This is a genomic window from Lacrimispora sphenoides (assembly GCF_900105215.1).
Classification (GTDB): domain Bacteria; phylum Bacillota; class Clostridia; order Lachnospirales; family Lachnospiraceae; genus Lacrimispora; species Lacrimispora sphenoides_A.
Map to the genome: position 1 here is coordinate 1,262,437 of NZ_FOIP01000001.1, position 16,153 is coordinate 1,278,589.

Annotated in this window: 16 protein-coding genes; 6 read left to right on the forward strand and 10 right to left on the reverse strand. The window is 45.3% G+C overall.

Annotation, left to right across the window (positions count from 1 at the left end):
- Window positions 1–10 precede the first annotated feature (10 nt).
- The 5 genes from BMW45_RS05825 to BMW45_RS05845 all read right to left on the reverse strand — a co-directional run bounded on the left by BMW45_RS05825 (window position 11) and on the right by BMW45_RS05845 (window position 4,844).
- Complete coding sequence (locus tag BMW45_RS05825; RefSeq protein WP_092241300.1) at window positions 11–1,261, reverse strand: immunoglobulin-like domain-containing protein; 1,251 nt, start codon at window positions 1,259–1,261, stop codon at window positions 11–13.
- Complete coding sequence (locus BMW45_RS05830) at window positions 1,258–2,085, reverse strand: type II secretion system F family protein (RefSeq protein WP_330390691.1); 828 nt, start codon at window positions 2,083–2,085, stop codon at window positions 1,258–1,260. Before BMW45_RS05830 ends, BMW45_RS05825 begins: the two co-directional genes overlap by 4 nt.
- Window positions 1,985–3,166, reverse strand: a complete 1,182-nt coding sequence (locus BMW45_RS05835; RefSeq protein ID WP_416388660.1) for a CpaF family protein — start codon at window positions 3,164–3,166, stop codon at window positions 1,985–1,987. Before BMW45_RS05835 ends, BMW45_RS05830 begins: the two co-directional genes overlap by 101 nt.
- A 71-nt stretch (window positions 3,167–3,237) precedes the next feature.
- Window positions 3,238–4,239 carry a P-loop NTPase family protein gene (locus BMW45_RS05840; protein ID WP_242882922.1) on the reverse strand — a complete coding sequence of 334 codons (1,002 nt, stop codon included), beginning with the start codon at window positions 4,237–4,239 and terminating at the stop codon, window positions 3,238–3,240.
- 62 nt (window positions 4,240–4,301) lie between these two features.
- Complete coding sequence (locus BMW45_RS05845) at window positions 4,302–4,844, reverse strand: prepilin peptidase (RefSeq protein WP_242882924.1); 543 nt, start codon at window positions 4,842–4,844, stop codon at window positions 4,302–4,304.
- 333 nt (window positions 4,845–5,177) lie between these two features.
- Here BMW45_RS05845 and BMW45_RS05850 point away from each other — a divergent pair, with 333 nt between their 5' ends.
- The 5 genes from BMW45_RS05850 (at window position 5,178) to BMW45_RS05870 (ending at window position 10,043) form a co-directional block, all read left to right on the forward strand.
- Window positions 5,178–5,558 (forward strand): ArsR/SmtB family transcription factor, encoded by a 381-nt coding sequence (locus BMW45_RS05850; protein WP_025230781.1) that lies wholly within the window; start codon window positions 5,178–5,180, stop codon window positions 5,556–5,558.
- A 101-nt stretch (window positions 5,559–5,659) separates the two neighbouring features.
- Complete coding sequence (locus tag BMW45_RS05855) at window positions 5,660–5,878, forward strand: YaaL family protein (RefSeq protein WP_054739741.1); 219 nt, start codon at window positions 5,660–5,662, stop codon at window positions 5,876–5,878.
- 27 nt (window positions 5,879–5,905) lie between these two features.
- Window positions 5,906–7,240: an alpha-amylase family glycosyl hydrolase gene (locus tag BMW45_RS05860; RefSeq protein ID WP_092241304.1), complete on the forward strand. Its 1,335-nt coding sequence runs from the start codon at window positions 5,906–5,908 to the stop codon at window positions 7,238–7,240.
- A 4-nt stretch (window positions 7,241–7,244) separates the two neighbouring features.
- Window positions 7,245–9,155 (forward strand): 1,4-alpha-glucan branching protein GlgB, encoded by a 1,911-nt coding sequence (glgB, locus tag BMW45_RS05865; RefSeq protein ID WP_092241306.1) that lies wholly within the window; start codon window positions 7,245–7,247, stop codon window positions 9,153–9,155.
- A 138-nt stretch (window positions 9,156–9,293) separates the two neighbouring features.
- Window positions 9,294–10,043: a phosphotransferase family protein gene (locus tag BMW45_RS05870; protein WP_092241309.1), complete on the forward strand. Its 750-nt coding sequence runs from the start codon at window positions 9,294–9,296 to the stop codon at window positions 10,041–10,043.
- A 122-nt stretch (window positions 10,044–10,165) separates the two neighbouring features.
- Here the strand turns inward: BMW45_RS05870 and BMW45_RS05875 are convergent, their stop codons facing one another.
- The 5 genes from BMW45_RS05875 to BMW45_RS05895 all read right to left on the reverse strand — a co-directional run bounded on the left by BMW45_RS05875 (window position 10,166) and on the right by BMW45_RS05895 (window position 14,464).
- Window positions 10,166–10,615 (reverse strand): DUF3783 domain-containing protein, encoded by a 450-nt coding sequence (locus tag BMW45_RS05875; RefSeq protein WP_092241311.1) that lies wholly within the window; start codon window positions 10,613–10,615, stop codon window positions 10,166–10,168.
- Window positions 10,616–10,638: 23 nt separating this feature from the next.
- Window positions 10,639–11,625 (reverse strand): diaminopimelate dehydrogenase, encoded by a 987-nt coding sequence (locus tag BMW45_RS05880; protein ID WP_092241313.1) that lies wholly within the window; start codon window positions 11,623–11,625, stop codon window positions 10,639–10,641.
- A 138-nt stretch (window positions 11,626–11,763) separates the two neighbouring features.
- The gene (gene spoVG / locus BMW45_RS05885) at window positions 11,764–12,048 is read right to left on the reverse strand and encodes a septation regulator SpoVG (RefSeq protein WP_025230774.1); all 285 of its coding nucleotides are present in this window, start codon (window positions 12,046–12,048) and stop codon (window positions 11,764–11,766) included.
- A gap of 23 nt (window positions 12,049–12,071) precedes the next feature.
- Entirely contained in the window at window positions 12,072–13,193 is a 1,122-nt protein-coding gene (glgD, locus tag BMW45_RS05890) for a glucose-1-phosphate adenylyltransferase subunit GlgD (RefSeq protein ID WP_025230773.1), read from the reverse strand.
- On the reverse strand, window positions 13,190–14,464 hold the full coding sequence (locus BMW45_RS05895) for a glucose-1-phosphate adenylyltransferase (RefSeq protein ID WP_092241315.1): 1,275 nt from the start codon (window positions 14,462–14,464) through the stop codon (window positions 13,190–13,192). The genes glgD and BMW45_RS05895 overlap by 4 nt, the downstream gene beginning before the upstream one ends.
- 245 nt (window positions 14,465–14,709) lie before the next feature.
- Here BMW45_RS05895 and asnS point away from each other — a divergent pair, with 245 nt between their 5' ends.
- Window positions 14,710–16,101, forward strand: coding sequence for an asparagine--tRNA ligase (gene asnS / locus BMW45_RS05900; RefSeq protein ID WP_092241317.1), 1,392 nt, complete (start codon window positions 14,710–14,712; stop codon window positions 16,099–16,101).
- Window positions 16,102–16,153 lie beyond the last annotated feature (52 nt).

Consider the following 16,153-nt stretch of genomic DNA (forward strand, 5'->3'; position numbering starts at 1 on the left):
CACCTCCCTTCTAATAAAATGACAGGAACGCAGGCACGACGATCATGACCATGACCACCCCGAGCATCATAAACAGAGGCAGCAAAAGTTTGGTTCCTGCTTCTTCCCCCAGCTTTTTCGCCAGGTTCTTCCTTAGCTCAAAGGCTGAAGCCATCTCAAGCTCCAAAGCCGGGCGAAGCTGCCTGCTTCCGTTTTTCTGACTCTGTTCCAGGAGAGTGGAGAGCTTTATGTAGGCCTGTAAGCCGCATCGCCTTCCAAATTCACTGTAAGCCCGTCCTTCCGACAGCCCGCTGCTAATCTGACTTGCTGTCTTCACCATCTCCTCATACGCCGGACGTGCGCTTCTTTTCCCCTGCTTTACGGCCTCCTTATAGCCAGCCGCAATCCTCTCCCAGGCTCCACGGACGGTAAGGCCTGCTCCGATATAGACTACCAGCTTGGAAACCACCTCAGAATAATCAAACAGCAATTGCTGCTCACGTATCTTCGCCTGACTTTTCCTGTCAAACTCTTCTTTTACGTGCAGGAGAGCCGCCAGTAAAAACCCCAGCACCGGCAATATCCGGTAATCCGCCTCTTCAGGCTTAAAATACATCAGCCGGTTCCCCTCATAAACTGAGGGCAGTAGCAGGCGATCCTCTGTCTGCTGTTTCATATCCATCTGGCCTATCCACTGAAGAAAGCCTGCGGCTACTTTTTCGTCCTTGGTAAGGGAGGCCGGGTAAACCGTCACTTTAAACTCATATAGGTCCTCATGGTGCCCATCTGTCACTCTGGCCCTTAACCAGACCTGCTCTCCTTCTTCTGGTATTTCCTCATTGTGAACAATTCCAAAGGAATCGATCACCTGTGGATTATCAGACTCCCAGCTGATTCTAAGCCCATAATTTCCAAGGCTGTTCTTTAAATTTAAACTTTCTCTCACCTCCTCAAGAGACTCATTTTCCCCCAGCATCTGCCGGGTCAGTTCAGGCCGGATCCTTTGAAACAGCTCCTTTGCCTCTTCCGCCCCATACTGCCGCTCCCTGACAGGGATTCTCACCGGTATCTTCCTATCCCCATTCTCCCGGTCAAGCCCGGATACCTGGATATCATATGTAATCTCTCCGTGCCCCGGCCCTGCCCGTTTAAGCCCTCCCCCTTCCGTTACCATCTGCCCGCCCACTGCATAAAACAGCTCAAAAGCAACATATAAGGCAATCCCGGAAACAACGCAGGCCATCTGTATCTTTGTAAAAGGAAATCTCCATGTTCTTTTCATATCTCAATCCTCATAATCCATCTTGAAATCCCCAGGGCAGCGATGTAAATGATCATGCACAGGGTCATAAGAATCCTTCCGATTCCTGTACTGTACATGATGTTAAAAAAGCCTGGAGAAGTCAGATCAATATAAAGAACAATAAAAAAGGGGATCATGCTCATAATTTTTTGTTCAAACTGTTTTGAGGCTGTCATCGTTAAAATCTCCTGTCTTACCTGTACCTTGTCCCTTATTACATCCGCCGTGTGGCTTATGATCATAACCAGTTCACCTCCGCTTCGTTTAGCCGCGGCAAACACCTCCGCAAAGTTCTTAACATCATCAAGGCCGCTGCGGCCTGCAAAATCGGAAAGCGCCAGCTCGACCGAACGGTTCATCCGGATCTGGCTTTCAATATGCTTAAATTCCCTGGAAACCATCCCCTCCTCCCCGAAAAGCAGACCCAATTCCTTTACGGAAGCAGAAAACGCGTTCTCCACAGAATAACCGGCACTTAAGAAGGAGGCTAAAAGAAGGATGCCCTCCTTAAATTCCAGATTTAACTGCTGAAGCCGGCCTTCCTTCAGCTCCCTTTTTTTAATCATAGGAAATATAAAAACCATTGGGACAAACAACAGAAATGATAGGGCACTGCGGTAAAAAATGTAAGCGAAAAGCCCTGCAATTGCCAGGCCCTGAAGTCCATACAGGCACCACTGAACGGGTGTCAGATCATAGGTTTCATATTTCAATGCCTGCTGCTTTAAGTTTTTCGGCGTTTTGAATAATTCCCACTTTTTTAAGGCTTCCATGAACAGCCTGTCCTTCTTCCGGATTCCCATAATCTTCCTCAAACCTGTATAGCGGATTAAGCCTGATTTCTCCGTTCTCATAACCAATTACCTCCACAATGGACAAGACCCTCCTGCTTTTATCTCTAAGCCGTCCCAAATGAATTAAGATATCAATTGCTGCCGCAACCTGGCTTCTAATTGCTGCCAATGGGATATCTGCTCCCATAAGCACCATAGTCTCCAGCCTGGAAAGCATGTCTTTGGGACTGTTTCCATGGCCGGTGCTGAGGCTTCCGTCATGGCCGGTGTTCATGGCTGATATCATGTCCAAAGCCTCCTTTCCTCTCACCTCACCAACGATTATTCTGCTGGGATTCATTCTGAGTGCAGCCCGGATCAGATCACCAATGGACACTTCCCCATCACCCTCACCATTGGCCTCTCTTGTTTCAAGCCGCACCAGATTGGGAATATGAGCAATCTTCAGTTCCGCGGAATCTTCAATGGTCACAATCCGCTCATCCCTGGGGATGTAGGCAGACAGGGCATTGAGAAACGTACTTTTTCCCGAATTGGTCCCTCCGCTGATAAAAATATTGTATCCCGCCTCTACAATGCATTTTAGAAAATCCGCAGCCTCTTCTGTAACCGACCCCATCTTTAGCAACCTGGTCATGGTAATGGGCTTTGGAAACTTACGGATGGTCACGGCGGGGCCGTCTAAGGCAATGGGCGGCAGCACGACATGGACCCTGGAACCATCAGATAACCTGGCATCCGCGATGGGCCTTGATACATTTACCGTACGGTTTACTCTGCTGACGATCTGCTGAATGGTATCCTCTAGCTGCTCCTGACTGTCAAAGGCTCTGACCCACTGCTCCATACGCCCGTTTTTCTCCACAAAGACATGGTCTGCCCCATTTACCATGATCTCTGACACATCCTCATCATCTACCAGCTCCTGAAGGGCCCCAAGCCGCCGGAAAGAATCAAAAAGCCTGCCCCGAAGCTCCTTCTTATCTTTTAGGGGAAGAAAACTGACCTGCCCATACTCCAAAATTCTGCGGTCTATGATGTCATAAAGCTCATCATCAGTTACCTGCTGCCGTTCATCCAGCTCTTTCATGATTTCTTCCCGAAGCTTCCTTCTTTCCTCATCGTCCATGGCTGTTCCTCCTTGTACAATTTCTTTACCGCTTATGGCTGTTTCCTCAAAAGCTGCCTTGTATAATCTCCCAATTCTCCCCATAAGAGTTGTTCCAGATAGTTGTCTTTCCGTCCAAAGCTGCAGTGATAGGGAGGCTTTATTTTCTGAATCCGGTTTTTAAGAGACTCATGGCCGGATGACACCAGGTATTCCTCAAACTCTTCTATCTTAGCTGCAGATACGCAGTCATCCTTTACCGGCATATATACTGCATCGCATATCTCCAGCACCTCTGAAGCTTTCTTGCCGAATTGGCCTAAATCCAGAATAATGGATTCATAAACACTTTTCATGGCAATGTGGGCTACCAGCTCTGCCATCACCTGCCCGGTCACCTGGCAAAGGTCCTCAGGGTATTGCACAGGCGGCACATAATCCAGCTCCCCCCAGGTATAGACGACAGATCCAAGGCGTACCCAGCGAAAACCTTCCTGGCTGTAATAATACAAAAGATCAGACAAACCTCCCTTATACTCTTCTCCGATCAGCCGCTGAAATCCCGAGCAATCCTCAAAGTTTAGATAAAGAACCTTTAAATCCCGGGCCAGAAGCTGTCCCATGGTAAGGGCAAAAGAGGTCTTTAAGCACCGGTTGATGGGAGAATAGACTCCTATGATCCTCCCCGTCTTTGAAACCATGGAATAACCCAGATCTCCAGGATCGTCACAGTAGTAATTCATCACCTCCCGCATCAGACTGTCGGCCGCCTGATATTTATAAATGCTTGGATACTGTCCTTCCGGAGGGACTGCCTCACCGTCAGCCAGTATGATCACAACGGCAGCGGCTATTTTTTCTATATCCTCCCTGGAAACGGAGGAACTAATGAGCAAAAGCTCTATCTTATGGTCTTCCCCATATGCCTTCAGCTGTTCTAAGGTTGTAAATGCCATAACCGAGAACCCGACCTGCTCCTTTTGGTTTACAAAATCCGTGAACCTCTCCGTATACAAAGGGTCCGTATCATAAACCGCCATCACTCTCTTTGCCAAAACCAATCCTCCTTATTTTGTATACTAATAAATCAAGCGGATATGTTTTCATATCCAGTTGATCAAAAAAACACAGAACCCAATGTCCCTAAAAACAGGCATAGGCCTAAAGGTATCACCATATCATATCCATCCCGGACAGGATCGTAGTAAATTGTAAATTTCCCAGTTTGAAATACGTGCCTGATATAGGCAAGAAGACAAGAAAGGCGGGCGAAAAGGCTGCCACTCCCTGCCATTTTGATAAAGGACCAGAAAGCCCCTATAAGAAAACCAAGTCCAACGGCCAAAGCGCCTGCTCTAAACCCCAGAAAGCCGCATATGAGTGCAGTAAGCTTGATATCTCCCGCACCGATCATCCGGCACAGGAATAGTAAAAAGAATATCCCTGTTACAATTACCAGCCTCAGCAAGAACAGAAGGCCTCCAAAAGGATTCTCCGGACCAGGGATTTCAAGCAGAATGCCAAGGATGATCCCTGAAAGCACCAACCAGTTAGGGATACGGTGTTCCCGGACATCATAAAAAGCTCCTGCCCCTAAAATTAGCAGCAAAATAACATACCGAACGATACAATCCCCCCTCTTTACATAAAATTTTAACATTGGAATTCACGCTGGAAAATCAGCTATGGATTATGAAAAACTTTTGAAATGCTGTATGCGGAACGCATATAAGAATGTGCCTTTATTATGCACAAGGGAAAATAAAATGTCAACTGTTTTTTACAAGAAATATTGTATACATACTTTTATATGGTTTTCTGAGAGCAAAGGCTCCTATGTGAATTTATTGTCATATTTCAACAATTTTTTTCAAATTTTCCTATTTATCGCAGCATAAATCACAAAATTATGGCAGCAAAACATTGACGTTATCCTGCTGAGATGATAAAATAATATTAGTTTAATTTTTTAAACCAAAGGAGGAATCCAACCATGCATGCCGAGGATTTTAATGAACTTTTCCAGAATTGCATGCCGATTTTTATCGCTCTCGGAGACGAAGTGCGGCTGACCATAATTAAGGTTCTGGCCAATGCAGGTCTTTATGATGACCTGGGAAACGACGTTTCAAACACCAAAGATGACCTAAGCATAAGACCCAGGCAGGGAATGAATGTAAAGGAAATCACGGAAATGACCCGTTTGTCCCGCCCTGCCATTTCCCATCATTTAAAGATTTTAAAAAAGGCAGGTCTTGTGAATGTCCGCCAGGAAGGGACAGCTAATTATTACTATCTGACCATTGGCGACAGCACAAAAAAACTTTGTTCTCTGGGGCTGTATTTACAGGAACTAATGAACCAGGTTTCATAAATTATAAATGATATACAGGGAATATATGAATAAAGTGCCATTTTCCAGACATACTGAATTTATAGCATTCGGTAAAAATTATAAAATCTGGAGATGATAAAATGAAACATGGTCTATTAAAAAAACATCTGGTCCTGTCAGAGGAAGAGCGGAATTTAAGGCGTGAGATTGAACGTTCCAAAACCGCCATTGATTCCGCCAGAAATCACTTTGAGCAGGTGGTTGACCCAACGCTTATTGATTGTTATATCTACGAACTTAACGCGGCACAGCTGCGTTACCAGTTCCTTCTGCGACGCTTTAAAAGCCGGGAGGTATAAAACTACTATAATCTGGAGGATAAGTATATGAGCAAGTGGTATGATAGGGGAGTTTTTTATCACATATATCCCCTGGGGCTTGTGGGCGCTCCGAAAGAGAACAGGGAATTTTCTGTTGTGAACCGGTTTGGGGAACTTTGTAAGTGGATTTCCCATATCCGGTCTCTGGGGTGCAATGCGATCTACATCGGGCCACTGTTTGAATCCTCTACCCATGGGTACGATACGCGTGATTACCGGATGGTGGACCGCCGTCTTGGTGACAGAGAAGGCTTTCAGGAGTTTGTGTCCCGCTGCCATGAAGCAGGTATTAAAGTGGTTGTTGACGGCGTCTTTAACCATACGGGACGGGAGTTTTTTGCATTTCAGGATATTTTAAACCATAGGGAGAATTCTCCCTACAGGGACTGGTACCGGGGAATCAACTTTGCCGGCAGCAGTCCTCTGGGAGATTCCTTTGGTTACGAAGCGTGGCAGGGACACTTTGAGCTTCCTTGCCTTAATCTTTTTAATCCCGCAGTCAGGCAGTATTTATTTGATACCGTACAGTTTTGGATCAATAACTTTGACATTGACGGAATACGTCTTGACTGTGCCAATGTACTGGACTTTGGATTTATGAAGGAGCTGAGGCAGCACACGGCGGAAATGAAAGAAGATTTCTGGCTCATGGGGGAAGTTATCCATGGAGAATACGGCAGATGGGTCAGTCCCGGTATGCTTCATTCTGTCACGAACTACGAACTACATAAGAGCATTTATTCTGGCCATAATGACCACAACTATTTTGAAATTGCACACAATGTGAAAAGACTGGAATCCATCGGATCACGGCTTTATACCTTTGTGGACAATCATGACGAAAACCGGATCTCAAGCAAGCTATCCAATACCCAGCACCTCTATCCGGTTTACACCCTGTTATTCACCCTTCCCGGAATCCCCTCCGTCTACTATGGCAGCGAGTTTGGGATGGAGGGCAGACGAACCAATACGGATGACTCCATGCTGCGTCCCTTGGTTTCCATTTCCGAAGTAAAGAAGTTTACCTGTCCGCTTGAGGATTTTATCAGCAAGCTGGGTCATATCCATGAACAAAACCCTGAGTTTCATGGAGGCCGGTACCAGGAGCTTCTTCTCACCAACCGTCAGTATGCATTTGCACGGTTTCATGAAAGTCAGGCCATCATAACTGCAGTAAACAATGATGATTCTGACGCATTTGCCGGAATTCCCTGTCCTTGTGAGGGAAACACTGCTGTCAATCTTCTGAATGGAGAAATATTTCCAGTGATTGACCATAGAATCGGATTGACCATACCCGCAAACCGGGGTGTTATCTTAAAGATCATGGAGGGATGAGCGAATGGAAAGTGGCAGAAATGAAATCGGAATGGGTTTTATCACAGAGGTGGACCGATACCTTTATAACAATGGAAGGCATTATGAAATCTACGAAAAACTAGGCGCCCATCCGATCAACTACGAAGGAAACGATGGGATGTATTTTGCAGTCTGGGCGCCTCATGGCAGTCAGGTCAGCGTGGTAGGAGATTTTAACGGCTGGGATCCGGAAGCAAATCCAATGGAATCCCTTGCTGATTCTGGAATCTCGGAAGCTTTTGTCCCGAATTTAAGCGTTGGGGAGCTATATAAATATGCAATCACCACAAGGAGCGGCAAGATCCTTTTCAAGGCGGATCCTTACGCATTCCAGGCAGAATACCGCCCCCAGACCGCCTCTGTTACCGCAGACCTTACGGGATTTCAGTGGAAAGATCTGGCCTGGATGGAAAAGCGGGAGGCCAAAGACCCCTTAGATGAACCTCTCAGCATTTATGAGGTGCATTTAGGCTCCTGGCGGAAAAAAAGCAGGGATGAAAAGGATGGCTTTTATACTTATATCGAAGCGGCTCATGAACTGGCAGATTATATTCTGGAAATGGGTTATACCCATGTGGAGCTGATGGGAATTGCAGAACATCCCTATGACGGATCCTGGGGATATCAGGTGACAGGGTATTTTGCCCCCACTTCTCGGTTTGGGACTCCCGGAGAGTTTATGTATTTCGTAAACTACATGCACAAAAAAGGAATCGGAGTCATCCTTGACTGGGTTCCGGCCCATTTTCCAAAAGATGCTCATGGCTTGGCGGACTTTGACGGGGAGGCCTGCTATGAATATGCAGACCCCCGGAAAGGGGAACACCCTGATTGGGGAACAAAAGTCTTTGATTACAGTAAATATGAGGTGGATAATTTCCTTATTGCCAATGCCCTTTACTGGGTGGATAAATTTCATGTTGACGGGCTCCGGGTCGACGCGGTCGCTTCCATGCTTTATCTGGATTATGGAAGAAATAACGGGGACTGGGTACCAAACCAGTACGGCGGAAACGAGAATCTGGAAGCCATAGAGTTTTTTAAGCATTTAAACAGTGTCATTAAAAAACGGGGAAACGGAGCTATGGTCATTGCCGAGGAATCTACCGTCTGGCCAAAGGTTACCGGGAATCAGGAAGAGGGAGGCCTTGGTTTTACCTTTAAATGGAATATGGGCTGGATGCATGATTTTCTGGAATATATGAAGCTGGATCCTTATTTCCGCAAATACAACCATCACAAGATGACATTTGGCCTTACATATTTCACCAGTGAAAATTATATACTGGTATTATCCCATGATGAGGTGGTGCATTTGAAAAGTTCCATGATCAACAAAATGCCGGGACTTCTGGAAGATAAATTTGCAAACTTAAAATTGGGATATACGTTTATGCTTGGTCATCCCGGTAAAAAACTGCTGTTTATGGGACAGGACTTTGGACAGTTTCATGAATGGGATGAAAAAAACTCCCTTGACTGGTATCTGTCTGAAGAACCTTTAGGCAAAAGCCTTAAGGACTATGTAAGAGATCTTCTGCACCTGTACAAAAAATATCCGGCGCTTTATGAAAAGGACTATGACTGGGAAGGCTTCTTCTGGGTCAATTCCAATGACAAGGAGCGAAGCATCTTCAGTTTTATCAGATACAGCAAGGATAAAAAGCGCAGCCTGCTGTTTGTGTTAAACTTCACTCCCGTAGCCCGTCCTGATTACCGGGTAGGAGTTCCGAAACGGGGAACTTATACTCTTGTTTTAGACCAGGATCACGGACTGTATAAGCGGGGAGAGAAAGGGCCTTCTTTCCGCTCTGAAAAGATGGAATGGGATGGGCAGGAGTACTCTTTCCCTTACCAGCTTCCGGCTTATGGTGCGGCTGTTTTCCGCTTTTAAATTGCAGACATATTCAGTAAATTTATCCTGATAAATCGCAAAACAAGCTATACTTTTTATGGGTTTTGTAGTAAAATATAAGTACAGAATCACTACATAACGGTTCAGACTAATGGTTGGATGGAAGGAGAGATTCGTATGGCAGCACAATTAATTGCAACAACTGCAACAAAAAAGGTCTTTCGTGATGGAAATAAAGCAATCAAGGTTTTTAACGCTGATTTCCCAAAGGCAGATGTATTGAATGAAGCATTGATTACAGCCCGCGTGGAAGAAGTCGGAGGAATCAATGTTCCTAAGGTTTTAGAGGTTGGTGTTTTCGAAGGAAAGTGGTCCATTACCTTTGATTTCATTGAAGGCAAGACTCTCCAACAGCTCATGGATGAAAATCCTGATAGATTACCGGAATACATGGAGAATATGGTAGATCTTCATTTGAGTATTCTGTCAAAGCAGTGCCCGCTTCTTAATAAGTTAAAAGATAAGATGTCACGTCAGATCCTGGATACGGAAGAATTAGAGGATGTGACCAAATACGATATGCGGACACAGCTGGATAGTATGCCTAAACATACAAAATTATGCCATGGGGATTTTAATCCCAGCAATATTGTGGTAACAGATGAAGGAACCATGTTTGTTCTGGACTGGGTACACGCGACCCAGGGTAATGCCAGCGCGGATGTGGCAAGAACTTACCTGCTGTTCTGTCTGCAGGACCAGAATAAGGCAGATATGTATATGAACCTGTTTTGTAAGAAGACCGGTACTGCAAAGAAATATGTGCAGACCTGGCTTCCCATGGTTGCTGCTGCCCAGCTTTCAAAGAGAAGACCGGAAGAGGCGGAATTGCTTCAACAGTGGGCCACTGTTTGTGATTATCAGTAAATTTGCAGCATAAAGAGCAAAAACGCGTCTTGAGAGGGTTTTACCCCTTGATCAAGACGCGTTTTTACGTACTATTTTACTATTTTTCAACAGATCAATCTTACAACATCCTGTACGGCACCTTAAACCGTATCAGTTTCGTTCGCTTCCGCTTCCTTCGGATCTGTCTCATTCGTTCCTGACATGGTGTCATGTTCTTTCTTAAGCTCCAGATACAGGTCATAGAATTTCCATTTACAGTTGGTATCGGTGATTACTGCCTTTAGGTGGATTTTAGGAACTCCGGCCCGCCTTAAGTTTAAGAGCAGTTCGTCAATCCGGCGGTTTGAAAAATTTTTCATTACCAGGATCTCCTCTTCCACATCAGGGCAATTCTCCTGCTCCTTTTCTTCAAAGCCGTCAAAGCCTGCCAGATATCCTACGGTCTGGTTCACCTGTTCCGGGGAAATGTTTTTAATCCGTATCCCCATACGGACAAGAACTGCTTTTAGCTTCGCGGCCTTTGTATCATTTCCGCTCTGCCTGTCCTTTTCAGGCTGATAATACAGGACCATTTCTTTTCTCGCTGCCATTCTCTATTCCTCCTGCCTCTGATTTATAACAGACGTCCTCTCAGCTCTTTTCCGCTAAAGGCACTTAAATATGCCGGAGCAATATCAAGCACGGTTTTGCATCCGCTCTGCCCTTCTTGATTCAAACGATAAACGGCTCTAGCATAAGCCGTCAGCACGGAGGCCGTAAATTCCGGATTGGAATCCAGCTTTAGGCTGTATTCGATCACATGGCTGTTCTCATCCTCCCAGCCTGTCTTTCCGGTCCTTATGACAAATCCTCCATGGGGAATTCCCCTGTGGTCCCGGTTAAGTTCCTCTTCGCCGATAAAATGAACCGTAGTATCATAATCTGCAAAATAATTGGGCATTGATACGATTTCTTTCCTGATCCGGTCTAAATCTGCATTCTCTTCCGCCACTACAAAACACTCGCGGGTATGCTTCTCTCTGGTGGACAGTTCTGGATTTTTCCCGCTGCGGACCGCTTCGAGGGCTTCTTCAACCGGAATGGTATACTGTCTGGCATCCCGGACACCTTCTATCCTGCGGATCGCATCGGAATGGCCCTGGCTTACGCCCCTGCCCCAGAACGTATAATCATGGCCGCCTGGTAAAATGGACTCTCCATACAGGCGGTTTAAGGAAAACATGCCCGGGTCCCAGCCAACAGATATGATTCCAACCTTGTTTCCTTCCTTTGCAGCCCCATCCACCGCTTCAAAATGCTGGGGGATCCGTGCGTGGGTATCAAAGCTGTCCACTACATTGAAATGTCTGGCAAGAAGGGGAGTCTGTACCGGAAGATCTGCTGCGCTTCCGCCGCAGAGGATCATCACATCAATGGAATCCTTTTTTGAAATAGCTTCCTCCATGGAATACACCTTTACACCCGGAGTAAGAAGGGTTAATGATGCCGGATCTCTTCTGGTAAATACGGCAGAAAGCTCAAGATCCGGATTATGACGGATGGCACATTCCACCCCTTTTCCCAGATTCCCATAGCCTGCAATACCTATTTTTATCGTCATGTTTTCATCTACCTTTCCAAAATTATTACTTTTTATTATAACCCCAAAACGAGCCCCGTGTAAATCCTGTATTTAAGGAGAGTCACCATACAAAAATCCGCAGGCAGAGTCACCCCTGCCTGCGGATTAAAAGACTTATTAAGCAAATGCCGTCACCTCCGGCATCTCTAATGCCGTGGTCTCATACTTATCCAGAATGACCTTCTGGATCATATCACGGGTGTCGGAATTAATGGGATGTGCAATATCCCGGTATTCCCCATCAGCAGCCTTGCGGCTTGGCATAGCAATAAATAGCCCCTTCTCCCCTTCGATTACCTTGATATCATGAATTACAAATTCATTATCAAGAGTAATGGATACTATTGCTTTCATCTTTCCTTCTTTTTCGATACGTCTAACCCTCACGTCTGTAATCTGCATGTCAAGCTTTCCCCCGCATTTCCTTATAATGTGTATCTTTCGTTTTTCTCTAAGACAATTTTTATATTGTCCGGTGTTCCAATATGAGTGGTATTCGCCCGGATCGTATCCCGGCTTTCCACTATACAATTTTCAATAACCGTATTATCACCTATGTAAACGTCATTTAAAATTATAGAATTTTTAATGACACAGTTATTGCCTACATATGCCTTTTTAAACAGAACAGAATTTTCGACCACTCCATTGACAATGCTGCCGCTGGATATCAAACTGTTCTTAACTGAGGCTCCCGGATTATACTTTGCCGGTGGCAAATCATCTATTTTAGAATAAACATCCGGGTACTGGCGGAAGAAATAATCCCTCACTTCCGATTTCAGGAAATCCATGTTGGTCTTGTAGTAAGACTCAACAGAAGCGATATTCCTCCAGTAAGTGTTCATCTTGTAAGCATAAATCCTCTTAAGGTTCCGGTATCGTATCAGAATATCGTTTACAAAATCATAACGGTCTTCCATAGCGCAGCGCTCAATGAGCTCAATCAGCTGCCGTCTGCGGATGACATAAATACCGCAGGATACGACATTAGAAGATGCGACCATAGGCTTTTCCTCAAAGTCTGTGATCCTTCCGTCTTCATTGGTTCTCACCAGACCGAATCGTGTGATATCCTCTCCCTGCGGAAGCTCCGTACATACGACGGTAATATCAGCCTTCTTCTCAATATGATATTCCAGAACTTTTCCATAATCCAGCTTATAGATGCCGTCACCTGCCGCAATGACAACATAGGGTTCATGGCTGTTCTTTAAGAATGTAAGGTTCTGGAAAAGCGCATCTGCAGTTCCCCGGTACCAGTCACTGCTTTCCGCGGTAATGGTTGGAGTGAATACAAACAATCCCCCCTGCTTTCTTCCAAAATCCCACCATTTAGAAGAGCTCAAATGCAGATGAAGCGATCTGGAATTATACTGAGTTAAAACCGCTACGTTCTGAATATGGGAATTCGTCATATTGCTGAGGGCAAAATCAATGCTGCGGTAATTCCCGGCAATGGGCATGGCCGAGATCGCCCTTTTATTGGATAATTCCCGCATTCTCTTACTGTTTCCGCCTGCTAATACAATTCCTATCGCTCTCATCGTATGCCACCTGCCTTTATGATGTAGTCTCCGCCAGCCAGCTCACCGTCAGTATAATCTTCTGCTGTTGTTTCACCGACGATTGCCGTATTCTTACCTACCTTCACATTTTCCGGTATGGTTGAATTCTCACCGACTGTTACCAGATCGGACTGATAGACCTTGGGATCATATTTGCTGGAGGCAAATTCCCCGCAACCAAGCTCAGAGTTCGCTCCTATCTTTACATTTTCAGCGATAATGGCTTTCTGGATCTTGACATTCTCTCCCAGTACGCATTCCCTCATGATGATGGAATCCCTGACCACGGCTCCCTTTTTAATGGTAACACCGGCACCAATAACGGAATTGTGGATTTCTCCGCAGATTTCTGACCCTTCTCCGATGATGCTTCTGTCTATAACAGCCTCTTCCGACACATATTGAGGCGGTATGATGTCGCTCTTTGTATAGATCTTCCAGTACTCCTCGTAAAGATTAAATTCCGGAATGATATCAATCAGCTCCATGTTGGCTTCCCAGTAAGAGCTTAAAGTTCCCACATCCTTCCAATAACCATTGTATTCATAAGCAAATACCCGGTCCCCTGCTTCGAAGCAATATGGAATGATATGCTTTCCGAAATCACAGCCTGGTACTTCAGACATCTTGATAAGTGCCTCTTTTAATACTTTCCAGCTGAATATGTAGATACCCATGGATGCCAGGTTGCTTCTTGGATTTACCGGTTTTTCTTCAAACTCCGTGATACGGTTGCTCTCATCGGTTATAAGGATTCCAAAACGGCTGGCTTCCTCAATCGGCACCGGCATAGCAGCTATGGTGATATCAGCATTATTCGCTTTATGGTATTCCAGCATGACCTCATAATCCATCTTATAGATATGGTCTCCTGACAATATGAGGACATAGTCCGGATTGTAAGTTTCCATATATTCGAGGTTCTGATAGATGGCATTTGCCGTTCCAGTATACCAATCACTACCCTTGCTCTTTTCATAGGGAGGAAGGATCGTGACGCCGCCAACGTTCCGGTCCAAATCCCATGGGATGCCGATCCCGATATGGGTATTTAAGCGCAATGGCTGATACTGAGTCAGAACTCCCACTGTATCTACTCCTGAGTTGATGCAGTTACTGAGTGGGAAATCAATTATACGGTACTTGCCGCCAAATGATACTGCTGGTTTGGCCACTTTTTGCGTTAACACGCCTAACCGGCTTCCCTGGCCGCCTGCCAAAAGCATGGCAATCATTTCTTTCTTGATCACGTTATCACCTCTCGCTGTTGTAATTTTATTGTACTAGCATTATAACACATATTCAGAAAATAGTGAACAAATTTTTGAATTATTAGGATAATTTTTTGTGCATTTTCCGACATTTTTCATGCTTTTTTCGATTCTTTTACATTTTAAGCCATATCTTGCGTTTTTACACCCTTCCCCCTTGAATCAATGATCGAAATACAGTATAATCTTAGTAAGTATGCGAACATGTAAAAGGAGAAGCCACTATGGATTTAATCACTGTAAGACAAATATATAAAGACAAAGAATCACTTCTTAACACGCAGGTTACGATCGGAGGCTGGGTGAGAAGTTTACGGGATTCCAAATCATTTGGATTCATTGTTTTAAATGACGGAACTTATTTTGAAACACTTCAGGTCGTCTATCATGACACTATGGAAAATTTCTCTGAAATATCCAAACTCAATGTAGGAACCGCTGTTATCGTCACCGGTACCCTGGTACCCACTCCCGATGCAAAACAGCCATTTGAGATCCAGGCGGATAAAATTATTGTTGAAGGGACTTCTACACCGGACTATCCCCTTCAGAAAAAGCGCCATTCCTTTGAATATTTAAGAACCATTTCCCATCTGCGTCCCAGAACCAATACCTTCCAGGCTGTTTTCCGTGTGCGTTCTCTGATCGCTTATGCCATTCACCAGTTCTTCCAGGAAAGGGACTTTGTGTATGTACACACCCCCATCATTACCGGAAGCGACTGTGAGGGTGCCGGTGAGATGTTCCAGGTTACTACCATGGATTTAACAGATATTCCAAAGACTAAGGAAGGGTCTGCGGATTTCACCCAGGACTTCTTTGGAAAGCCTACCAACTTAACCGTAAGCGGCCAGCTCAATGCGGAAACTTATGCTATGGCATTCCGCAATGTTTATACCTTTGGACCTACGTTCCGTGCAGAAAACTCCAATACCACCCGCCATGCCGCAGAGTTCTGGATGATTGAGCCGGAGATGGCCTTTGCCGATTTGGATGATAATATGGAGCTGGCAGAAGCCATGCTTAAATATGTGATCCGTTTCGTCCTGGAGCATGCACCGGAAGAGATGAACTTCTTCAATCAGTTTGTGGACAAGGAGCTTCTTAACCGCTTAAACCATGTTTTAAACTCTGAATTTGCCCGTGTGACTTACACCGAGGCCATAGAGCTTCTGGAAAAGCACAATGAGGAATTTGACTATAAGGTGTTCTGGGGCTGTGACTTACAGACCGAGCATGAGCGCTATTTAACCGAGCAGCTCTATAAGAAGCCTGTATTCGTAACAGACTATCCAAAGGAGATCAAGGCCTTCTACATGAAGCTGAATCCGGATAATAAGACCGTGGCTGCCGTAGACTGTCTGGTACCCGGAATCGGCGAGATCATCGGAGGAAGCCAGAGAGAGGACAATTATGACAAGCTTGTGGCACGTATGGACGAGCTTGGCCTTGAGAAAGAGGATTACGAATTCTATCTTGACTTAAGAAAATACGGATCTACCCGCCATGCAGGCTTTGGCCTTGGCTTTGAGCGCTGCGTGATGTATCTTACCGGAATGGGCAACATCCGTGACGTGGTTCCATTCCCAAGAACTGTCAACAACTGCGAGCTTTAAGCCTGTACCGCAAATTCCCTTCCCAAAAGGCAGGGAATTTGTGGTTTCAGTT

Coding starts and splice junctions, on each gene's coding strand:
- glgB (WP_092241306.1), top strand. CDS start 7,245: ATGGAAAGTGGCAGAAATGAAATCGGAATGGGTTTTATCACAGAGGTG.
- BMW45_RS05825 (WP_092241300.1), bottom strand. CDS start 1,261: ATGAAAAGAACATGGAGATTTCCTTTTACAAAGATACAGATGGCCTGC.
- BMW45_RS05845 (WP_242882924.1), bottom strand. CDS start 4,844: ATGTTAAAATTTTATGTAAAGAGGGGGGATTGTATCGTTCGGTATGTT.
- BMW45_RS05835 (WP_416388660.1), bottom strand. CDS start 3,166: ATGAAAGAGCTGGATGAACGGCAGCAGGTAACTGATGATGAGCTTTAT.
- glgD (WP_025230773.1), bottom strand. CDS start 13,193: ATGAGAGCGATAGGAATTGTATTAGCAGGCGGAAACAGTAAGAGAATG.
- spoVG (WP_025230774.1), bottom strand. CDS start 12,048: ATGCAGATTACAGACGTGAGGGTTAGACGTATCGAAAAAGAAGGAAAG.
- BMW45_RS05850 (WP_025230781.1), top strand. CDS start 5,178: ATGCATGCCGAGGATTTTAATGAACTTTTCCAGAATTGCATGCCGATT.
- BMW45_RS05880 (WP_092241313.1), bottom strand. CDS start 11,625: ATGACGATAAAAATAGGTATTGCAGGCTATGGGAATCTGGGAAAAGGG.
- BMW45_RS05855 (WP_054739741.1), top strand. CDS start 5,660: ATGAAACATGGTCTATTAAAAAAACATCTGGTCCTGTCAGAGGAAGAG.
- asnS (WP_092241317.1), top strand. CDS start 14,710: ATGGATTTAATCACTGTAAGACAAATATATAAAGACAAAGAATCACTT.
- BMW45_RS05870 (WP_092241309.1), top strand. CDS start 9,294: ATGGCAGCACAATTAATTGCAACAACTGCAACAAAAAAGGTCTTTCGT.
- BMW45_RS05860 (WP_092241304.1), top strand. CDS start 5,906: ATGAGCAAGTGGTATGATAGGGGAGTTTTTTATCACATATATCCCCTG.
- BMW45_RS05830 (WP_330390691.1), bottom strand. CDS start 2,085: ATGGGAATCCGGAAGAAGGACAGGCTGTTCATGGAAGCCTTAAAAAAG.
- BMW45_RS05875 (WP_092241311.1), bottom strand. CDS start 10,615: ATGGCAGCGAGAAAAGAAATGGTCCTGTATTATCAGCCTGAAAAGGAC.